The sequence below is a fragment of the Mycobacterium avium subsp. avium genome, assembly GCF_009741445.1.
Taxonomy (GTDB): domain Bacteria; phylum Actinomycetota; class Actinomycetes; order Mycobacteriales; family Mycobacteriaceae; genus Mycobacterium; species Mycobacterium avium.
Genome location: NZ_CP046507.1, coordinates 3,458,084 through 3,477,937, shown reverse-complemented (window position 1 = coordinate 3,477,937; position 19,854 = coordinate 3,458,084). Strand labels below are relative to the sequence as shown.

The 19,854-nt window shown below is 68.4% G+C and carries 16 protein-coding genes and 1 pseudogene; 8 read left to right on the top strand and 9 right to left on the bottom strand.

What is annotated here, in order from left to right:
- The first annotated feature begins 246 nt into the window (after positions 1-246).
- Positions 247-2,547: an ATP-dependent DNA ligase gene (locus MAA44156_RS16025; RefSeq protein WP_011723912.1), complete on the top strand. Its 2,301-nt coding sequence runs from the start codon at positions 247-249 to the stop codon at positions 2,545-2,547.
- Entirely contained in the window at positions 2,544-4,481 is a 1,938-nt protein-coding gene (locus MAA44156_RS16020; RefSeq protein ID WP_009975191.1) for a fumarylacetoacetate hydrolase family protein, read from the top strand. The genes MAA44156_RS16025 and MAA44156_RS16020 overlap by 4 nt, the downstream gene beginning before the upstream one ends.
- Before the next feature lie 17 nt (positions 4,482-4,498).
- On the opposite strand, the gene MAA44156_RS16015 is transcribed toward MAA44156_RS16020, so the two are convergent.
- The gene (locus MAA44156_RS16015; protein ID WP_023884559.1) at positions 4,499-5,413 is read right to left on the bottom strand and encodes an SAM-dependent methyltransferase; all 915 of its coding nucleotides are present in this window, start codon (positions 5,411-5,413) and stop codon (positions 4,499-4,501) included.
- Between the two features lie 14 nt (positions 5,414-5,427).
- Entirely contained in the window at positions 5,428-6,498 is a 1,071-nt protein-coding gene (locus MAA44156_RS16010; RefSeq protein ID WP_023863965.1) for an IS110 family RNA-guided transposase, read from the bottom strand.
- A gap of 271 nt (positions 6,499-6,769) precedes the next feature.
- Between MAA44156_RS16010 and MAA44156_RS16005 the strand changes: the two genes are divergently transcribed.
- Positions 6,770-7,567, top strand: a complete 798-nt coding sequence (locus MAA44156_RS16005) for an enoyl-CoA hydratase/isomerase family protein (RefSeq protein ID WP_009975195.1) — start codon at positions 6,770-6,772, stop codon at positions 7,565-7,567.
- A 34-nt stretch (positions 7,568-7,601) separates the two neighbouring features.
- Here MAA44156_RS16005 and MAA44156_RS16000 read toward each other — a convergent pair whose 3' ends face one another.
- The 4 genes from MAA44156_RS16000 to MAA44156_RS15985 form a co-directional block, all read right to left on the bottom strand.
- Entirely contained in the window at positions 7,602-8,468 is an 867-nt protein-coding gene (locus MAA44156_RS16000) for an LLM class flavin-dependent oxidoreductase (RefSeq protein WP_003872844.1), read from the bottom strand.
- Between the two features lie 102 nt (positions 8,469-8,570).
- Entirely contained in the window at positions 8,571-9,335 is a 765-nt protein-coding gene (locus MAA44156_RS15995; RefSeq protein WP_023861842.1) for an STAS domain-containing protein, read from the bottom strand.
- A 351-nt stretch (positions 9,336-9,686) separates the two neighbouring features.
- Positions 9,687-10,673 (bottom strand): DUF4873 domain-containing protein, encoded by a 987-nt coding sequence (locus MAA44156_RS15990; RefSeq protein WP_227974643.1) that lies wholly within the window; start codon positions 10,671-10,673, stop codon positions 9,687-9,689.
- 245 nt (positions 10,674-10,918) lie between these two features.
- The gene (locus tag MAA44156_RS15985) at positions 10,919-11,869 is read right to left on the bottom strand and encodes an AurF N-oxygenase family protein (RefSeq protein ID WP_023880295.1); all 951 of its coding nucleotides are present in this window, start codon (positions 11,867-11,869) and stop codon (positions 10,919-10,921) included.
- A gap of 115 nt (positions 11,870-11,984) precedes the next feature.
- Between MAA44156_RS15985 and cobF the strand changes: the two genes are divergently transcribed.
- From cobF to MAA44156_RS15970, 4 genes and pseudogenes are all read left to right on the top strand, one after another.
- Positions 11,985-12,728, top strand: a complete 744-nt coding sequence (cobF, locus tag MAA44156_RS15980; RefSeq protein WP_009975202.1) for a precorrin-6A synthase (deacetylating) — start codon at positions 11,985-11,987, stop codon at positions 12,726-12,728.
- A 4-nt stretch (positions 12,729-12,732) separates the two neighbouring features.
- Positions 12,733-12,975: pseudogene (locus MAA44156_RS23610) on the top strand (DNA-formamidopyrimidine glycosylase family protein); the annotation flags it as partial.
- Between the two features lie 153 nt (positions 12,976-13,128).
- Positions 13,129-13,596, top strand: a complete 468-nt coding sequence (locus MAA44156_RS23605) for a zinc finger domain-containing protein (protein ID WP_033722008.1) — start codon at positions 13,129-13,131, stop codon at positions 13,594-13,596.
- 42 nt (positions 13,597-13,638) lie between these two features.
- The gene (locus MAA44156_RS15970) at positions 13,639-14,388 is read left to right on the top strand and encodes an SDR family oxidoreductase (RefSeq protein ID WP_033715738.1); all 750 of its coding nucleotides are present in this window, start codon (positions 13,639-13,641) and stop codon (positions 14,386-14,388) included.
- A 1-nt stretch (position 14,389) separates the two neighbouring features.
- Here MAA44156_RS15970 and pgi read toward each other — a convergent pair whose 3' ends face one another.
- Both pgi and MAA44156_RS15960 read right to left on the bottom strand, forming a co-directional pair.
- Positions 14,390-16,054 (bottom strand): glucose-6-phosphate isomerase, encoded by a 1,665-nt coding sequence (pgi, locus tag MAA44156_RS15965; protein WP_009975207.1) that lies wholly within the window; start codon positions 16,052-16,054, stop codon positions 14,390-14,392.
- A gap of 111 nt (positions 16,055-16,165) precedes the next feature.
- Positions 16,166-16,486 carry a chorismate mutase gene (locus MAA44156_RS15960; RefSeq protein ID WP_010949011.1) on the bottom strand — a complete coding sequence of 107 codons (321 nt, stop codon included), beginning with the start codon at positions 16,484-16,486 and terminating at the stop codon, positions 16,166-16,168.
- 378 nt (positions 16,487-16,864) lie between these two features.
- On the opposite strand from MAA44156_RS15960, the gene pcrA reads away from it, so the two are divergent.
- Complete coding sequence (gene pcrA / locus MAA44156_RS15955) at positions 16,865-19,189, top strand: DNA helicase PcrA (protein WP_023884556.1); 2,325 nt, start codon at positions 16,865-16,867, stop codon at positions 19,187-19,189.
- Positions 19,190-19,262: 73 nt separating this feature from the next.
- Here pcrA and MAA44156_RS23465 read toward each other — a convergent pair whose 3' ends face one another.
- Positions 19,263-19,853 (bottom strand): hypothetical protein, encoded by a 591-nt coding sequence (locus tag MAA44156_RS23465; RefSeq protein ID WP_009975214.1) that lies wholly within the window; start codon positions 19,851-19,853, stop codon positions 19,263-19,265.
- Between the last annotated feature and the right edge of the window lies 1 nt (position 19,854).

The window sequence follows — 19,854 nt, the reverse complement described above, 5'->3', positions numbered from 1 at the left end:
CGATATAACTCATTGCGGGCCAAATGTACCGCCGATCAAGGGGGTCTGACCAAGTTCAGTATTCGGGGCCCGCGCCGCCGCGCGCGGCATCGCCGCCGTCAACAGCCGATTCACGGGCACAGTGAAATTCGCCACACCAGGGTGTTGGTCACCGGTACCTGCGTCGCCGCCCCGCACCTTGCGGCTCGCGTGTCGGCCGCCGATTGCACGCTGGCGTCGGCGGCACCGGCGCGTAGGTTTAGCAGCATGAACGCGCCGCGCGCTTGGCCCGCTGAGCCGACAGCGACGCCGCGGGTGAAACTGACCAACGCCGACAAGGTGCTCTATCCCGCGACGGGAACCACCAAAGCCGACGTCTTCGACTACTACACGCGGATCGCCGACGTGATGATCCCGCACATCGCCGGGCGTCCGGTCACCCGGAAGCGCTGGCCCAACGGCGTCGATCAGGAATCGTTCTTCGAGAAGCAGCTGGCCTCCTCGGCACCGGACTGGCTGCCGCGCGCCAGCGTGACCCACCGATCCGGCACGACGACCTATCCGATCATCGACAGCGCCACCGGCCTGGCCTGGATCGCCCAGCAGGCGGCGCTGGAGGTGCACGTGCCGCAGTGGCGGTTCGTCGCGGAGTGGACCCGAAGCCGGGCCGAAGAACTCAAACCCGGCCCGGCGACTCGACTGGTGTTCGACCTTGACCCGGGCGAAGGCGTGACGATGGCCCAGCTCGCCGAGGTGGCGCGCGCCGTCCGCGACCTGATCGATGGGATCGGGCTGCAGACGTTTCCGCTCACCAGCGGCAGCAAGGGACTGCACCTGTACACGCCGCTGACGGAGCCGGTGAGCAGCAAAGGCGCCACCGTGCTGGCCAAACGCGTTGCGCAGCAACTGGAAAAGACTATGCCGAAGCTGGTCACGTCGACCATGACCAAGAGCCTGCGGGCGGGAAAGATCTTTGTGGACTGGAGCCAGAACAACGGCTCCAAGACGACCATCGCGCCCTATTCGCTGCGCGGGCGCGACCACCCCACCGTCGCCGCGCCGCGCACCTGGGACGAACTCGACGACCCGGCGCTGCGTCACCTGCGCTACGACGAAGTGCTGACCCGGGTCGCCCGCGACGGTGACCTGCTCGCCGAGCTGGACGCCTCCGACAACCAGACACCGGTGCCGGACCGCCTGACCAAATACCGCAGCATGCGCGACGCCTCCAAAACGCCCGAGCCGGTTCCGGCCGCGAAACCTGCTGCGGGACGAGGCAATACCTTCGTCATCCAAGAGCACCACGCCCGGCGGCTGCACTACGACTTCCGGCTGGAGCGCGACGGGGTGCTGGTGTCCTGGGCGGTGCCGAAGAACCTGCCCGACACCCCCGCGGTGAATCACCTGGCCGTACACACCGAGGATCACCCGCTGGAATACGGCGGGTTCGAGGGCGTCATCCCCAAAGGCGAATACGGGGCGGGCAGGGTGGTCATCTGGGACTCCGGAACCTATGACGCCGAGAAGTTCCAGGACGACGAGGTGATCGTCAACCTGCACGGCCGCAAGATCTCCGGGCGCTACGCGCTGATCCAGACCGAGGGCGACCAATGGCTGGCGCACCGGATGAAGGACCAGAACGTCTTCGACTTCGACACGATCGCCCCGATGCTCGCCACCCACGGTTCGGTGTCGGCGCTCAAGGCGAGCCAGTGGGCGTTCGAGGGCAAATGGGACGGCTACCGGCTACTGGTCGAGGCCGACCACGGCACCCTGCGGGTGCGGTCCCGGCGCGGTCGCGAAGTCACCGGTGAGTACCGCGAATTACGCTCGCTGGCAAAGGCTCTCGAGGAGCACCACGCGGTGCTCGACGGCGAGGCCGTGGTGCTGGACAAGCGCGGCGTGCCCAACTTCCACGAGATGCAAAACCGCGGCAAGAGCGCGCGGGTCGAATTCTGGGCGTTCGACCTGCTCTACCTCGACGGCCGCTCGCTGCTGCGGGCCCGCTACCGCGATCGGCGAAAACTGTTGGAAATGCTGGCCTCCGGCGGTGATCTGACCGTTCCCGAGCTGCTGCCCGGCGACGGCGACCAAGCGCTGCGGCAGTCCGCCGAGCGCGGTTGGGAGGGCGTGATCGCCAAGCGGCGCGACTCCACCTATCAGCCGGGCCGGCGCTCGTCCTCCTGGATCAAGGACAAGCATTGGAACACCCAGGAAGTCGTGATCGGCGGCTGGAAGGCCGGGGAAGGCGGACGCAGCAGCGGCATCGGTTCCCTGCTGATGGGCATTCCGGGCCCGGGCGGCCTGCACTTCGCCGGCCGTGTCGGCACCGGGTTCACCGAACGCGACCTGGCCAACTTGAAGAAGACGCTGGCCCCGCTGCGCACCGACCAATCGCCCTTCGATGCGCCGCTTCCCCGCAGCGAGGCCAAGGGCGTCACGTTCGTCGAGCCGGTGCTGGTGGGCGAGGTGCGCTACAGCGAGTGGACACCGGATGACCGGCTGCGCCAATCGAGTTGGCGCGGGCTGCGGCCGGACAAGGAGGCAAGCGAGGTGGTACGCGAGTGAAATGGGTTACCTACCAAGGCGATGACGGCGAACGCGTCGGAGTGCTGCGCGACGACACCATCTACGCGATGGGTTCGGGAGTCACGCTGCTGGACCTGATTGCGCGCGGCGCCGAGGGATTGCGGCACGCGGGGGAGGAGGCGCAGCGTTCGCCGGCGGCGACGGTGCCGGCGGCCCGGGCGCGGTTGCTGGCGCCGATCCCGCGCCCGCCGTCGATCAGGGACTCGCTGTGCTTCCTCGACCACATGCGCAACTGCCAGGCCGCGCTGGGCGCCGGGCGGGTCCTCGCCGACACCTGGTATCGCGTACCGGCGTTCTACTTCGCCTGTCCGGCAACGGTTTTGGGCCCGTACGACGATGCGCCCACCGCACCCGGAAGTGCATGGCAGGACTTCGAATTGGAGATCGCCGCGGTGATCGGGACCGGCGGGAAGGATCTCTCCGTCGAGCAGGCCGAACAGGCCATCATCGGCTACACCATCTTCAACGACTGGTCCGCGCGCGATCTGCAGCAGCTGGACAGTCAACTCGGTATCGGGCAGGCCAAGGGTAAGGACAGCGGCGTCACGCTAGGGCCTTACCTTGTGACACCCGACGAGCTCGAACCCTACCGCCGGAACGGCAAACTGGACCTGCGGGTCACCGCCTCGGTCAACGACACCGTCATCGGTTCCGGGTCGACCGCCCAAATGGACTGGACCTTCGGCGAAGTCATCTCCTATGCGTCGCGCGGCGTCACCCTGGTACCCGGTGACGTCATCGGGTCCGGGACGGTGCCCACCTGCACACTGGTCGAGCACCTGGATCCCGCGGCGCTGGAATCGTTTCCGGGCTGGCTGCACGACGGCGACGTCGTCACGCTGCGGGTCGAAGGGCTGGGCGAGACCCGGCAAACTGTGCGCGCCAGCGGCGCGCCGCACCCGCTGGCCGCCCGGCCCAACCCGGACGCCCCGCCGGCCGCACCGCGGGTCAACCGGGCCGCGGCGCGGGTGCCCTACACCCGCGGGCTGCACCAGGTCGGCGACCGGGTGTGGGCATGGACGCTGCCCGACGGGGGCTACGGCTGGAGCAATGCCGGCCTGATCGCCGGCGACGGCGCCTCGCTGCTGGTGGACACCCTGTTCGACCTGGCGTTGACCCGCGAAATGCTCACGGCCATGCGGCCGATCACCGCGTCGGCGCCGATCACCGACGCGGTGATCACGCACTCCAACGGCGACCACACGCACGGCAACCAGCTGCTCGACCCTGCGGTGCGCATCATCGCCGCGCACGGCACCGCCGAGGAGATCGCGCACGGGATGGCGCCGGAGATGCTGGCCATGGCCCAAACCGCCAACCTGGGACCGGTGGCCACCCGCTACACGCGAGAACGCTTCGGGCACTTCGACTTCAGCAACATCACGCTGCGCAACGCCGACGAGACGTTCGACCGCAGCCTGGCCGTGGAGGTCGGTGGCCGGCGGGTCGACGTGCTGAATCTGGGGCCCGCGCACACCGCCGCCGACTCGGTGGTGCACGTCCCCGACGCGGGGGTGCTGTTCGGCGGTGACCTGTTGTTCATCGGCTGCACCCCCATCGTGTGGGCCGGCCCGATCGCCAACTGGGTCGCGGCCTGCGACGCGATGATCGCGCTGGACGCGCCGACCGTGGTGCCAGGCCACGGGCCGGTCACGGATCCGGACGGAATCCGCGCGGTGCGTGGGTATCTCGTGCACATCGCCGAACAGGCCGAGGCCGCCTACCGCAAGGGCCTGTCGTGGCCCGAGGCCGCGGACACCATCGACCTCGGCGAGTACGCGACCTGGCTGGACGCCGAGCGCGTCGTCGTCAACGTCTACCAGCGATACCGCGAACTCGACCCGCACACCCCGCAACTGGAAGTGATGGCCCTGCTGGTGATGCAGGCCGAATGGCTGGCCAAACGGTCCTGACCGGGTGCTCGCTGCGGTCAGGACTTGATCGCCCGCACGAAGCTGAGCGTGGCGGCCGGCCCCTGCTCGGCCTCGGTGAGTTCCGGCAGGCCCGCCGCGGCGAACAGGTCGGCCAGCCCGAACGTGGTCGTTGCCCAGCCGTCGGCGCCCAGGTGCGCGGCGACGTCGGTGTGCTTGCCCGGGTAGGTCAGGGCGGCGATGTCCATGTCCAGCCCACGCCGGCGCCAGCCCTCGGTCGTGCGCCGCGCCTGCTCCGTCGACGCCTGCGAGGCGTCGTTGAGCGACCCGTAGTCCGCGGCGAAGCGGCTGCCCTCGGCCGACAGGGGGGTGATCGAGTCGAGCAGCCGAACCTCGGCCTCCGGCGGCAGAAACCCGATGAGCACCCCCTCGGCCAGCCACGCGGTGGGCTGCGCGGCATCGAAGCCGGCGTCCTGCAGCGCCGCCGGCCAATCCTGGCGCAGGTCGATGCCGATGGTGCGCAGCTCGGCCGTCGGGGCCGCACCGATCCGCGACAGCGTCGCGGTCTTGAACGCGATCACCTCGGGCTGGTCGATCTCATACACCGTCGTCCCCGCCGGCCAGGAAAGCCGGTACGGCCGGGCGTCCAGCCCCGACGCCACGATGACCACCTGGCGTAGGCCTGCCTTGCCGGCCGCGGCGAAGTAGTCGTCGTAGAACCGGCCGCGGGCCGCGAATGTGTCGACCATGCGGGCGAATCCGACGTCGCGCTCGAGATCGTCGGGATCGAGCTCGCCGCTCGCCAACTTGGTGAACACGTCCAATCCGACGGCGCGGACCAACGGCTCGGCGTACTCGTCGGTGAGGACCGGCCGCGGACGCCGGGTCGCGGCCGCGCGCGCGGCGGCGACCATGGTCGCGGTGGCGCCGACGCTGCTGGCCAGGTTCCAGGTATCACCCTTGCTGCGTGTCATGCGTTTCTCCTATGTCAAGCCGCTGCCGTTTGGCAAGGCTGAGTTCGGTGTTGATGGTCGGTGTGGAGGTGGCCGAAGATGATGCGGGCCAGGCGGCGTTTGAGGCAGCGCAGGGCTTCGGGATTGGAGTCACCGGCTGCTAGCCGGTGACGGTAATAGGTCTGTCCGAGGCCCTCGAGGCGGATCTGGGTGATCGCGATGCGGTGCAGGGCGGCGTTGAGTTGTCGGTTGCCCGAGCGGGTCATTCGGACCCGGCCGGCGGTGTTGCCCGACCACACTGGGACAGGCGCTACGCCGGCATGCCGGGCGAAGGCGGCCTCGCTTTTGAATCGGGTCACTCCGGCGGTTTCCCCGACGAGCTTGGCTGCGGTCAGCTCGGCGCACCCGGGCATCGCCAACAACGCAGGGGCAACCGTGCGCACTCGCGAACCGATCCGCTTGGCCAGTGCGTTGATCGCTTCAGTTAGCCGGGTGATGTCGGCGAGCTCATCGCGGGCCAGCTCGGCGACCAGACCGGGAACGGTCGCCAACCAGGCGCCCAACAGGTGACGGTGTTTGCCACGATCCAATGAGGCCGGACCGGGGGCACGTTCGGGATCAAGTTCGTGAACTCGCCAACGCAGCCGATTGATCATCGCAGTCCGTTGTGCCACAAGCACTTCCCGCCGATCCACCAGCAGCTTAAGTTCGCGAGACACTTTGTCATGGGAAGCTACCGGCAGGTCGGGTTCTCGAAGGAATCCCCGCGCAACCGCTAGCGCATCGATCGGATCAGACTTGCCCCGCGTGCGCGCACTGGCCCGGGCCTGGGCCATCAACTTCGGTGGTACCCGCACCACCTGCTGGCCGGCCGTGAGCAGATCACGTTCCAACCGCGCCGACAGATGCCGGCAGTCCTCAATCGCCCACACCACCTGGGCTCCAAAGCGCTCCCGCGCCCACATCACCGCCTCGGCGTGGCCACTCGTCAGCGCTTTGACGGTCTTCTCGCCAAGCTTGCGCCCCACCTCGTCGACAGCAACAAAGGTATGGGTGTGCTTGTGGACATCGGCTCCAACAACAACCATGGTGGTTGCCTCCTTCACTGTGAGGTGACGGTTGGGCCGGTCGGCGGACAAACCTCAGTGGGGGCGGTACCACGCTCCTATCAAGTCACGCCGGCCGGTCCTTCACACCCGGTGCCGACAAAACGCATGAACGCCAACCCGAAGGCGGCAGGCAGGCTATGAGCCAGACACCAGGTGATCAGGATCCAACCACCGCAACCTCCTGCGGCACCTCACCCTGACACTGAGTGCATGCTATGCCGGGTCGTTGAACTGCCGCGGTGTCGCTTACGGTTCACCTATGCCCGCAGTGGAATTCGCGACCCTCGACGACGACATCGCCTGCATCACCCTGAACCGGCCGGAACGCCTCAACGCCATCGACGGCTCGCTGATCGACGGTGTCCACGAGGCCCTGGACGTGCTGGACACCGGTGACCACCGGGTGGCGGTCCTCACCGGCGCGGGCCGGGGATTCTGCGCCGGCGCCGATCTGAGCGGCACCGGCCGGCCGTGGACGCGGAACAAGCCGACCACCCCGGCGTTCAAGGTCAACTACGACGCCCAGGTCCGGCTGGCCAGCCTGTACACCCGGATCTACGAGCTCGATATCCCGGTGATCGCTGCGGTCAACGGCGTCGCCGTCGGCGGCGGGCTGGCGTTCGCGTTGGTCAGCGATATCCGGGTGGCCTCGGAGCAGGCCCGGTTCGGTTCGGTGTTCATCAAGGCCGGCTTCTCGTCGATGGACATGGGTACCAGCTACCTGCTGCCTAAAATCGTCGGCGCCGGCGTGGCCCGCGAGCTGATGCTCACCGGCCGCATCATCGACGCGGCCGAGGCCTATCGCATCAGGCTGGTGCACGAGGTCGTCACGCCCGATCAGCTGATGCCCGCCGCGCTGCGGCTGGCCCGCTCGATCGCCGAGAACAACGCTTATGGCGTGTGGCAGACCAAGATCGGGCTCAACGCGGCGCTCGACGCGCCCAGCCTGCGCCACGCGATCGAGCTGGAGAACCGCACCCAGATCCTGTCCGGTTTCACCAACAACCCGGCCGAGGCCGCCCTGGCGCACCGGGAGAAGCGAGCGCCGAGGTGGGACCCCCTGTAAAGCGCTGTGACGCTTGGGGTTTGGCGACGTCCGGTCAGACCTTCGCGATCACGTTCTCGGCGAACATCTCCAGATTGCGGATCTTGGTGTCCAGCGGCTCGGTGTCTTTGCCCTTGATGTAGGGAATGCGGAAGCCCACGATCACGTCGGTGACGCCCTTGTCCTCGAGCCGTTTGATGCCGTCCGGGGTGTAGGCGTCGGCGGAGATGACGTGGATCTCGAACGGCCCGGTCTTGCCGGCTTCCTCGCGGAACCGCTTGAGCTTGGCAAGGAGGTGGTCGAGCTCCTCCGGGTCCCCGCCGCCGTGCATCCAGCCGTCCAGCCGTGCGGCACGCCGCAGCGCAGCGTCGGCGTGCCCGCCGACCAGGATCGGGATCGGCTTGGTGGGCGCCGGAGTCATCTTGGTCTTGGGAATGTCGTAGAACTCGCCGTGGAATTCGAAGTACTCACCGGTGGTGAGACCCTGGATGATCTCGATGCATTCGTCCATCCGCTTGCCGCGCCTGGCGAAGGGCACGCCCAGCAACTCGTAGTCCTCGGGCCACGGGCTGGTACCGACGCCGAAACCCACCCGGTTGTCGGTCATGGCGGCCAGCGACCCAATCTGCTTGGCCACCAACGCCGGTGGCCGGATCGGCAGCTTCAGCACGAAGAAGTTGAACCGCAGCTTCGAGGTCACCGCGCCCAATGCCGATGTGAGAACGAAGGTTTCGATGAATTCCTTGCCGTCCAAGAACTCCCGGCTGCCGTCCGGAGTGTAGGGATACTTCGAGTCGGATTCGAAGGGGTAGGCGATGCTGTCGGCGATCGTCATGGCGTGGTACCCGGCCGCCTCGGCGGCCTTGGCCAGCGGGATGTAGTACCTAAAGTCCGTCATCGCCTCTGCGTAGGTAAACCGCACGTCATCTACCTTCCTGAAGGGGTCGTCACACGACATTAGAACGTGTTCTAGTTTCAGCACAACCGGCAGATCGGCGCGCCGGCTTCCCGGGAGGCCGACCGGCTAGAGCTGGTTCTCGGGGCCGATGATCGCCCACACCGTCTTGCCGGACGCCGTGGGCGTGCTGCCCCATGCGCGCGACAAGGCGTCGACGATCGCCAGCCCGGACACGTCGATGCCCTTGACCGGCGACGGCAGCCGCACGGCGGGCGTGTTGCTGGCGTCGGAGACGGCGATGGTGGCCGTGGTGCCCTGCGCCTCGACCCGCATCACCGGCACGCTCGCGGTGTGTTCCAGCACGTTCTCCACGAACACGTTGACGACCACCAGGGCGACCGGAATGAGCTTGGACTGCGACCACGTGGTGAGCCACTCGCGCACCAGGCGCCGTGACTCGCGCAGGCTGGTCAGATCGGCGGGCAGCTGGGCATCGGCGCGCCGCACGATGCGACGGCTGTTGGGGCCCAGTGCCTTCAAGGCCGCCTTCTGGCTCGAGTACACCGGCATGAAGTGGGTGATGCCGCTGCGGGCGATCGCCTCACGGGCGGCCTTCTTGGCGCACACCAACACGAGCGGAACATGCGGCGTGTTTCCCAGCTGCCAGTAGGTGGCCATGAAGGTCGACCAGGTGGATTCGGCGTTCACCTTCAGCGCGGAGACGTCGATGACCACGGCGGGGGTCTGGTCCAGCGTGGCCTTGATGATCCGGTCGCGAAGGAGGGTGGAGCTGGCGGGATCGAGGACGCCGTCGACGGTCAGCACGGTGGCCGCATCATCCGTCCGCGTCGACACGGCCAATGAGCCGGCCGACTCAGCAACCCGGCTCATCCCGGCTCGGTCCGGACGTCCGGTGTCATTTCCCGCTCCTCGTGTTCTGCCGGGTCGACTGCTTGAGTATCCGCCTTCAGGAGCAAAAGTCTAGTTCGCGATCGGCTGGCCTCAAGGCGGCGCGGAACCGCAGGTTGCGATCGGCGTGCCCGCGGGCCCGCGTCGCCGGCCCGCAACGCAAGGATCATGCGCCCCCTCCCCGCCCGCGCGGCGTCGATGCGCACTTCCCCCGAACGCGCCGTGATCAGGTGTCCAGCACGAGCTTGCCTGGGGTTACCACGCGGGTCCGGCCGTCAAACTCCCCGCGAGTCCGCAAGGCGGGAGCTCGACCAGCGCAATGGCGACGGCCGCTCAGCGGTGGCCAGGGTAGGGCGGGGCGCCGACGCCGGCGACCGTGTGCGTGCCCCACGGTGTGCGTTCGACGATGCGGGCCGGCGCGCTGCGCTGGCCCACGGTCAGGGTGGCGGCGCGGGCCTGGCCGAGCAGGTCGCCGGGCAGCGGCTGCGACGGCGACCCGAATACCGTTCCCTGCCAGTGGTATCGGCCGTCGATGGGATCCAGGTGGCCCGTCAGCCGCACCCGCACCGGATGCCGGTCACCGGCGATCTCGAGCGTGGCGGCGCCGTCGTAGGTGTCATCGCCGGCGGGCGTGCTGGCCGAAAGGTCGAAGGCGGACGCCACCGGGGGCGGCTCGACCGGGCGTAGCTGGGCGCGTTCGTTGAACACCTGCTGGCTGCTGGCGCGCACCTCGATGCGGCGGCTGCCGGTGCGCTGCATGAGCTTCAGGCACTCGACGATGTAGCGCGCCTGCGGGCCGGGATCCGGTCCGGTGGCGAAGAAGTAGTTGGGAAAGCCGCGGACCGCGACGCCGCAGAACGGTTCCGTGCCGTCGGGCCAGGCCTGCCGGAGGGGCACGCCGCCGGCGCCGGTGATCGTGTCGTCGGCGACGTGCGCGGGGATGGCGAAGCCGGTGCCGTAGATGATGGCGTCGACCTGGTGGTGGGCGCCGTCGGCGGTCTGCACGCCCGAGCGGGTCACCGCCCGGATCGGCGACGGCACGATCACCGGGCCGGGCCGTCGCGGTGTCCGCAGCAGCCGGCGTCGGGCGCGGGTGGGCCAGCGCGGTATCTCGGGCACCACCCGGCGGGGAGCATGAGCGAACACCAGGACCGACGCCGCGGTGTGCGCCAGCCGGCCGAGGTGGTGCGCGGCCGCGGCGTCGGTGCCGATCACCGCGATGCGTTTGCCGGACGGGTCGAAGCCGGGATCCCACGCCGCGGCGTGAAACGACGCGCCGCCGAACTCGTCGCGCCCGGCGATGTCGGGCAGCCAGGGCACCTGCGCCGGCCGGTATGCGGCGACGACGACATCGGCGCACCAGAGTTGGCCGTCGGTCGTGGTCAGCCGCCAGGCATCGGCGTCGTCGTCGAACCGGGACCGGCGGACTTCATGGTCGGGCCGATCCAGGGTGACCAGGTCGGCGAATCCGGCGGCGCGCAGGGCGGATCGGACGCACCGCCCGGCGGCTCCCGCGCCCACGACCGCGATGTGGCAGCGGCCCCCGGCGCCCTCGGGCGGCGCCGTCACAGAAACCTGCTGCGCTTCCAGCCGCGACGCGCGAGCGGGCCCATCAGGCCAACCTCGGTCAGGAACGCCGCCAGGGGAGCGAACCCCGCGATCTGGATCTCGCGGCGATGGGCGCTGGTGCGCGCGGTCTTTCGGGCCCGCTTGGGGTCCAGGCCGGCACGCGCATAGGGGACCGGCTTGCTGAACAGATAGTTGAAGAAGTAGCCGCCCAGCCCGTTGATGTTGGCCATGAACCAGCGGTTGAGCCGGGGCATCTCGGCGACCCGTTTGCGCGCCCCGTCGCGCGCGAACTGGATGTGGCGGGCCTCCTCGGTGACGTGAATCCGCATGAGCCGCTGGATGATCGGCTGCAGCTCGGGGTCGTCCATCATCTGTCGCTGCAGCGAGTCGAAGATCTCCTCGCCGATCAGCGCGGCCACCCACAGCATCGATCCGCGTTGGAAGGCCAGCGGCAGCGCGTTGATGATGTAGCGGTGAAAACGCTTCGGCTGCACCGGTTTTGCGCCCACACGTTCGATGGCCTTGCCGAACATGACCATGTGGCGGGTCTCGTCACCCAGCTCGGTCAGCTTGTAGTGGGTGGACCGGCTGGTCGGGTCCTCGTGCAGGATGGTGCGCAGCAGCGACTGGTTGAGCATGTTCTCGAACCAGATGCCGGCCGACAGCGTGTTGACCAATTCCTGGCGGGACAGCTCGATTTGTTGTTCGCGGGTCATCTCGTCCCACATCGGCGTGCCGTACAGCGACACCAGTCGGGGCGGCAGGAAGAACTTGTCCGGGTCGAGCGGGGCGACCCAGTCGATGTCGACGACGGGTTCGTAGGACTTCTTGACCGAGCCCTTCAGCAGCCGCTCGGAGAACTCTTCGCGACTCGGTCCGGTGGGCCTCGCGTCGCTTCGGATCGTCTCGGCGCGCGTCATGGTCGGGTCCTCCTGATCGCTTGGCATCGTCGCCTCGGGCGCTTCAGACGGTACCCATGGTACTGGGTACTTGCGGTCCCGACTAGGCCCTTGCGGTATCGATTCGGCAATGTGGGCGACAGAAGCAAGTCAGGAGGGTCGATTGGGGCGGCACATCCACGTCATCGGCATCGGCGCCGGCGACCCCGACTACCTGACCGTGCAGGCGATCGAGGCGCTCAACGACACCCAGGTGTTTTTCGCGATGGACAAGGGCGAGCAGAAGAGCGACCTGGTGGCGCTGCGACGCGAGATCTGCTCCCGGTTCATCCGTCAGCCCGGCTACCGCTTCGTCGAGCTGCCCGACCCGAAGCGGTCCGACCGCGCCGACTACCGCGACGCGGTAGCGGAATGGCATGCCGCACGCGCGCAGATCTGGGCCGACGCCATCGCCGCCGAACTCGGCCCGCACGGCGTCGGCGGCTTTCTGGCCTGGGGCGATCCGTCGCTCTACGACAGCACGTTGCGCATCCTGGACACCGTCGCCGGGCACGTCGAATTCACCTTCGACGTGATCCCCGGCATCACCGCCGTGCAAGCGCTGACCGCCCGGCATCGTATCCCGCTCAACGAGGTGGGCGAGCCCGTGCTCGTCACCACCGGTCGCCAGCTGCGCGCCCACGGCATATCCGGCTCGGCGGTGGTGATGCTCGACGCCGACTGCTCGTTCCAGCGGTGTGCGCCCGAGACCCGCATCTGGTGGGGTGCCTACCTGGGCACCGCCGACGAACTGCTGGTCGCCGGCACCGTCGGCGAGGTGGGGCCCCGCATCGCCGCGCTGCGCGCGCAGGCCCGCGCCCGGCACGGCTGGATCATGGACACCTATTTGCTGCGACCGGCACACTGAAACCGTGCCCGAACTGCCCGAGATCGAAGCGCTGGCCGACCACCTGCGGCGCCATGCCGTCGGGCTGCCGATCGGCCGGGTCGACGTCGCCGCCCTGTCCGTGCTCAAGACGTTCGACCCGCCGATCAGCGCGCTGCACGGGCAGACCGTGGTGGGCGCCGAGCGCTGGGGCAAATATCTGGGCCTGCGGACCGAGGGCCTTTTCCTGATCGCCCATCTGTCCCGGGCGGGGTGGTTGCGCTGGTCGGACCGGCTGACCGCGGCGCCGCTGCGGCCCGGCAAGGGCCCGATCGCACTGCGGGTGCATCTGGGCTCACCCGGCGCGGCCCCCGGCTTCGACCTGACCGAGGCCGGCACCCAGAAGCGGCTGGCGGTGTGGCTCGTCGACGACCCGGCGCGGGTGCCTGGGATCGCCGCCCTGGGCCCGGACGCCCTGGACCTGGACGTCGACGCGCTGGCCGACCTGCTGGCCGGCAACACCGGCCGGATCAAGACGGTGATCACCGACCAGAAGGTGATCGCCGGCATCGGCAACGCCTACAGCGACGAGATCCTGCACGTCGCGAAGATCTCCCCGTTCGCCACGGCCGGCAAGTTGTCTGACAAACAGCTGGCCACCCTGCATGACGCCATGGTCACGGTGCTCACCGACGCGGTGAGCCGGTCCGTCGGCCAGGGGGCGGCCATGCTCAAGGGCGAGAAGCGTTCCGGATTGCGGGTGCATGCCCGGACCGGGTTGCCGTGCCCGGTGTGTGGCGACACCGTGCGCGAAGTGTCGTTCGCGGACAAGTCTTTTCAGTATTGCCCGACGTGCCAGACCGGCGGCAAGATCCTGGCCGACCGGCGGATGTCGCGTTTGCTGAAGTAGCCGCCGGCCGCGGACTTGACACCTGTCGATATGCTGCCGGAGATGACTCGCCAGAAGATCCTCATCACCGGCGCCAGCTCGGGCCTGGGCGCCGGGATGGCGCGCGCGTTCGCCGCCAAGGGCCGCGACCTCGCGCTGTGCGCGCGCCGCGCCGACCGGCTCGACGAGCTCAAAGCCGAACTGTCGCAACGGTATCCGGGAATCACGGTCGCGGTCGCCGCGCTGGACGTCAACGACCACGAGCAGGTGCCCAAGGTCTTCGCCGAACTCAGCGACGAACTCGGCGGCATCGACCGCGTCATCGTCAACGCCGGCATCGGCAAGGGCGCCAAGCTCGGCTCCGGCAAACTGTGGGCCAACAAGGCGACCATCGAGACCAACCTGGTGTCCGCGCTGGTGCAGATCGAGACCGCGCTGGAGATGTTCCACAAGAACGGGTCGGGCCACCTGGTGCTGATCTCGTCGGTGCTCGGCAACAAGGGAGTGCCCGGCGTCAAGGCGGCGTACGCGGCGAGCAAGGCCGGCCTGAGCTCGCTGGGTGAATCGTTGCGCGCCGAATACGCCAAGGGGCCGATCAAGGTTTCGGTGCTCGAGCCCGGCTACATCGAGTCGGAGATGACGGCCAAATCCAACAGCACAATGTTGATGGTGGACAACGAAACCGGGGTCAAGGCGTTGGTCGCCGCCATGGAGCGGGAGCCCGGCCGCGCGGCGGTGCCGTGGTGGCCGTGGGCGCCGCTGGTGCAGTTGATGCGGGTGCTGCCGCCGCGGCTGACGAAGATGTTCGCCTGAGTCAGCTGGTGCGGCCGCGTTCGCTGCGGTAGCGGCGCACCAGGGCGTCGGTGGAGCTGTCCGACTGCGGCGCCGGCGAGTTGTCCGCGGTGATCACCGGAAGCAGCGCCTTTGCCTGGGTCTTACCCAGCTCCACCCCCCATTGGTCGAAAGAGTCGATGCCCCAGATCACGCCCTCGGTGAAGACCTGGTGCTCGTAGAGCGCGATCAACTGGCCCAGCACCGACGGCGTGAGCCGGTTGGCCAGGATCGAGGTCGACGGGCGGTTGCCGGGCATCACCTTGTGCGGCACGATGTCGGCCGGAGTGCCTTCGGCCGCAATCTCTTCGGCGGTCTTGCCGAACGCCAGCACCTGGGTCTGGGCGAAGAAGTTGCTCATCAACAGGTCGTGCATGCTGCCGCTGCCTTCGGCGGTGGGCAGGTCGTCGATCGGTTGACTGAAACCGATGAAGTCGGCCGGCACCAACCGGGTGCCCTGGTACAGCAACTGATAGAAGGCGTGTTGACCGTTGGTTCCCGGTTCGCCCCAGAAGATTTCGCCGGTGTCGGTGGTGACCGGGCTGCCGTCCGCGCGGGTGGACTTGCCGTTGGATTCCATGGTCAGCTGCTGCAGATAGGCCGCGAACCGGGCCAGGTCGTTGGAATACGGCAGCACCGCACGCGACTGCGCGCCCATGAAGTTGGAGTACCACAAGCCGATAAGCCCAAGCAGCACAGGGGCATTGGATTCCAGCGGCGCGGTCTGGAAATGCCGGTCGACGATATGGAACCCGGACAGGAAATCCGCGAAGGCCTCCCGGCCGATGACGGCCATCACCGAAAGGCCGATCGCCGAGTCCACCGAGTAACGGCCGCCCACCCAGTCCCAGAACCCGAACATGTTGTCGGTGTTGATGCCGAAGTCGTCGACCAGGCGTTTGTTGGTGGAGACGGCGACGAAATGGTGCGCCACGGCGGCGTCGCCGAGGGCGTCGGTGATCCAGCGGCGCGCGGCCGTGGCGTTGGTGAGGGTTTCCAGCGTCGAGAACGTCTTGGACGCGACGATGAAAAGTGTTGTGGCGGGGTCCAAGTCGGCCAGGGTGGCGATCAGGTCGGCCGGGTCGACGTTGGACACGAAGCGCGCCGAGATTCCCGCGTCGGCGTAGTGGCGCAACGCCTGGTACACCATGACCGGGCCGAGGTCGGATCCGCCGATGCCGATGTTGACGACGGTGCTGATCCGCTTGCCGGTCGCTCCGGTCCATTCACCGCTGCGCAACCGGTCGGTGAACTCGCCCATGGCGTCGAGCACCTCGTGCACGTCCGCGACGACGTTGCGGCCGTCCACGATCAGTTCCGCGTCCCGGGGCAGTCGCAGCGCTGTGTGCAGCACCGCGCGATCCTCCGAGGTGTTGATGTGCACCCCGGCGAACATCTGGTTGCGGCGCTCTTCGAGTTTGGCCGTGCGGGCCAGATCGACCAAGAGCCGCAAGGTTTCTCGGGTGACGCGGTGCTTGCTGTAGTCGATGTAGAGGTCACCGACGGTCACTGTCAGCTCGCGGCCACGGTCGGGGTCTTCCTCGAAGAACTGGCGAAGGTGGGTGCCGCCGATGCGGTCGTGATGTTTGCGCAGGGCGTCCCACGCCGGGGTGGCGGTGATGTCGGGCAGGGTGTGCACGGATGTCATGGGCGCCGCTCCTCCTCATCGCTTCGCGTCGCCGACGCGGCTCATGGTTCAGACCCTATGGGTTGCGACGGAACGGAGCCAGGTCGCGCGACGTGCGCGGCGCCGCCGACGTCAGTGCCCGAGCCGGCCTCGACCCAGCCGCAGCAGCAGCATGGCCAGGTCTTTGCCGTCGGGACCCAGCTCGCTGTAGCGCTCGATGACCTTCATCTCCCGGCTGTGGACCAGCCGGGTGCCGCCCGATGCCATGCGCGCCCTGCCGATCGCCTGCGACACCTCGGTGCGCCGCTTCACCGCGGCCAGGATCTCCGCGTCCAACCGGTCGATCTCCCGGCGCAACTGGTCGATGTCGGTGGCCTCACGGGGATCCACCGTTTCCGTGTTCATCTCTGCTGACTCCGCGTCGTCGTCGTCATCTGGGGATTGGGGTCTCATGCAGTATCAGGCCTCAGGAGAAGACGAGCCCCGCGCGGGGCTCTGCGGAAGCAGTCAGACCACGGCCGCCGCGGACCGGTGTCCGTGGGCGGATCGACGGCGCCATTTTGGGCTGGACAACCGCCGGTAACACTGCACGGTGAGCACCAAATGAGTGTGCCACTAGATCCGGTACGTGCGCAAAAAACCGCAGTTGAGCTGCGTCTTTTTGACTCTGGTGTAATTGTGCCGGCGGGCCGGTCGGCGGGCCGGGCCGGCCGTCGCGACACGCCGTCGCTCCCGGCGGCCCGGTCGGCCCGGCGGCGGGCGGCCGGGACACTAACCTGGTTGGACGACTGGGCGCTGTGCGTCGGTGGGCGGCGGTAAGTTTGGACTGACATGAGTGTGCACGTAACAGATGCCAAGCCGGTCTCCGAAGCCGAGCAATTGCTCGAGGGGCTCAATCCGCAACAGCGCCAGGCCGTGGTGCACGAGGGTTCGCCGCTGCTGATCGTCGCCGGGGCGGGTTCGGGGAAGACGGCGGTGCTGACCCGCCGCGTCGCCTACCTGATCGCGGCCCGGGGGGTCGGGGTGGGCCAGGTGCTGGCCATCACCTTCACCAACAAGGCCGCCGCCGAGATGCGCGAACGGGTGGTGCGGCTGGTGGGCAACCGGGCCCGCGCCATGTGGGTGTCCACCTTTCATTCGACCTGCGTGCGCATCCTGCGCAACCAGGCGTCGCTGATCGAAGGCCTCAATTCCAACTTCTCGATCTACGACGCCGACGACTCGCGGCGGCTGCTGCAGATGATCGGCCGCGACATGGGCCTGGACATCAAGCGCTACTCGCCGCGGCTGTTGGCCAACGCGATCTCCAACCTGAAGAACGAGCTGATCGACCCCGCCGCGGCGGTCGCCAACCTCACCGACGATTCCGACGAGTTGTCCCGCACCGTGGCAAGCGTCTACGGCGAATACCAGCGCCGGCTGAGGGCGGCCAACGCGTTGGACTTCGACGACCTGATCGGCGAGACGGTGGCGGTGCTGCGCGCCTTCCCGCAGATCGCCCAGCACTACCGGCGGCGGTTCCGGCACGTGCTCGTCGACGAGTACCAGGACACCAACCACGCGCAGTACGTGCTGGTGCGCGAGTTGGTGGGCACCGACACCGAGGACGGCGTTCCCCCCGGCGAGCTGTGCGTTGTCGGCGACGCCGACCAGTCGATCTATGCCTTCCGCGGCGCCACCATCCGCAACATCGAGGACTTCGAACGCGACTACCCGGACGCGACAACCATTCTGCTGGAACAGAATTACCGCTCGACACAGAACATCCTGTCGGCGGCCAACTCGGTGATCGCGCGTAACTCCGGTCGCCGCGACAAGCGGCTGTGGACCGACGCCGGCGCCGGCGAGCTGATCGTCGGCTACGTCGCCGACAACGAGCACGACGAGGCCCGCTTCGTCGCCGAGGAGATCGACGCGCTCGCACAGAAGGGCGAGATCACCTACAACGACGTCGCCGTCTTCTACCGCACCAACAACTCGTCGCGGTCCTTCGAGGAGGTGTTCATCCGCGCCGGGATCCCCTACAAAGTCGTTGGGGGAGTGCGCTTTTACGAGCGCAAGGAGATCCGCGACATCATTGCCTACCTGCGGGTGCTGGACAACCCCGGCGACGCGGTGAGCATGCGGCGCATCCTCAACACCCCGCGCCGGGGGATCGGTGATCGGGCCGAGGCCTGCGTGGCGGTGTACGCCGAGAACACCGGCGCCAGTTTCGCCGACGCGCTGGTGGCCGCGGCCGAAGGCAAAGTGCCGATGCTGAATTCGCGCGCGGAGAAGGCGATCGCGGGTTTCGTCGAGTTGCTGGACGACCTGCGCGGCCGGCTGGACGACGATCTCGGCGACCTGGTCGAGTCGGTGCTCGAACGCACCGGCTACCGCCGGGAGCTGGAATCGTCCACCGATCCCCAAGAGCTGGCGCGTCTGGACAACCTCAACGAACTCGTCAGCGTCGCACACGAATTCAGCACCGACCGGGCGAACGCCGCCGCGCTGGACGAGTCGCTGGACGCCGCGGACGACGAAGACGTGCCCGACACCGGTGTGCTGGCCGAGTTCTTGGAACGGGTCTCGCTGGTCTCCGACAGCGACGAGATCCCCGAGGACGGCGCCGGGATGGTCACGCTGATGACCCTGCACACCGCGAAGGGCCTGGAGTTCCCGGTGGTGTTCGTCACCGGCTGGGAGGACGGGATGTTCCCGCACATGCGGTCGCTGGACGATCCGGTCGAACTCTCCGAGGAGCGGCGGCTGGCCTACGTGGGCATCACCCGGGCCCGGCAGCGGCTCTACCTGAGCCGGGCCATCGTCCGCTCGTCGTGGGGCCAGCCCATGCTCAACCCGGAATCTCGCTTCCTGCGGGAGATTCCGCAAGAACTGATCGAGTGGCGGCGCACCGCGCCGGCGCCGTCGTTCAGCGCACCGGTCAGCGGCGCCGGCCGGTTCGGCACCCCGCGGGCGGCCCCGACCCGCGCCGGAATGAGCAAACGGCCGCTGCTGGTGCTGGCGCCGGGCGACCGGGTGACGCACGACAAGTACGGGCTGGGCCGGGTCGAGGAGGTGTCCGGCGCCGGCGAGTCGGCGATGTCACTGATCGACTTCGGCAGCTCCGGGCGGGTGAAGCTGATGCACAACCACGCCCCGATCAGCAAGCTCTAACCGCGCCGAGCGTGCATTCAGTGCGAGAAAATCGCCCGCGAAATCTCCGCCGCGAGTGCACGTTCGGCGACGCTCAGGCGTCCAGCCAGCGTTTGGTCTGCGGCAACAGCACCAGCACCACCGTGGCGATGGGCAATACCGGCAGCAGGTGCACCACCCAAGCCACCCGGGCGCCGGCGATGAACACGCCGATATAGGTGAGAAAAGCGACCAGCGCGCCGGCCAGCAGCAGGTACCGGCTGACCGAGCGGCGCTGCAGCAGCCCGATCACCCCCGACACCGTGGTGGCGGCGAATACCAGGGCGAGGAACCCGACCGCGATGCAGAACAGCCGGTCTGACCGCCACCACCCGGCGATCAGGTCGGTGGCCACCACCGAGGTGGCCCAGCCGCTGATGATGGCGACCGCGCAGGCGGCGACGGCCGTCCGGTCGCTGGGCTCGAGTGCCGGCAGCCCGGAGTAGCCGGTTCGTCCCGCGCGGGGGCCGCCGCGATACGACGGCGGTTGCGGGGCGAAGTGAGTGGTCGGTGAATCCGGCGTGACGGGAATCGGCCCGGTCGGCGCGCGGCGGATGATCCGGGTCCGTGTGTCGGAGGGCGGTGACGGCTCCGCAGCGGGCTCGGAGGGACGCGGACCGGAAGGTGGATCGTTCGGCGCGGTCACC

What these genes read in the sequence shown, in the direction of transcription:
- MAA44156_RS16025 (WP_011723912.1), top strand. Translation starts at nt 247, where the DNA reads ATGAACGCGCCGCGCGCTTGGCCCGCTGAGCCGACAGCGACGCCGCGG.
- MAA44156_RS16015 (WP_023884559.1), bottom strand. Translation starts at nt 5,413, where the DNA reads ATGACACGCAGCAAGGGTGATACCTGGAACCTGGCCAGCAGCGTCGGC.
- MAA44156_RS15995 (WP_023861842.1), bottom strand. Translation starts at nt 9,335, where the DNA reads ATGAGCCGGGTTGCTGAGTCGGCCGGCTCATTGGCCGTGTCGACGCGG.
- MAA44156_RS15985 (WP_023880295.1), bottom strand. Translation starts at nt 11,869, where the DNA reads ATGCCAAGCGATCAGGAGGACCCGACCATGACGCGCGCCGAGACGATC.
- MAA44156_RS15970 (WP_033715738.1), top strand. Translation starts at nt 13,639, where the DNA reads ATGACTCGCCAGAAGATCCTCATCACCGGCGCCAGCTCGGGCCTGGGC.
- pgi (WP_009975207.1), bottom strand. Translation starts at nt 16,054, where the DNA reads ATGACATCCGTGCACACCCTGCCCGACATCACCGCCACCCCGGCGTGG.
- MAA44156_RS15960 (WP_010949011.1), bottom strand. Translation starts at nt 16,486, where the DNA reads ATGAGACCCCAATCCCCAGATGACGACGACGACGCGGAGTCAGCAGAG.
- pcrA (WP_023884556.1), top strand. Translation starts at nt 16,865, where the DNA reads ATGAGTGTGCACGTAACAGATGCCAAGCCGGTCTCCGAAGCCGAGCAA.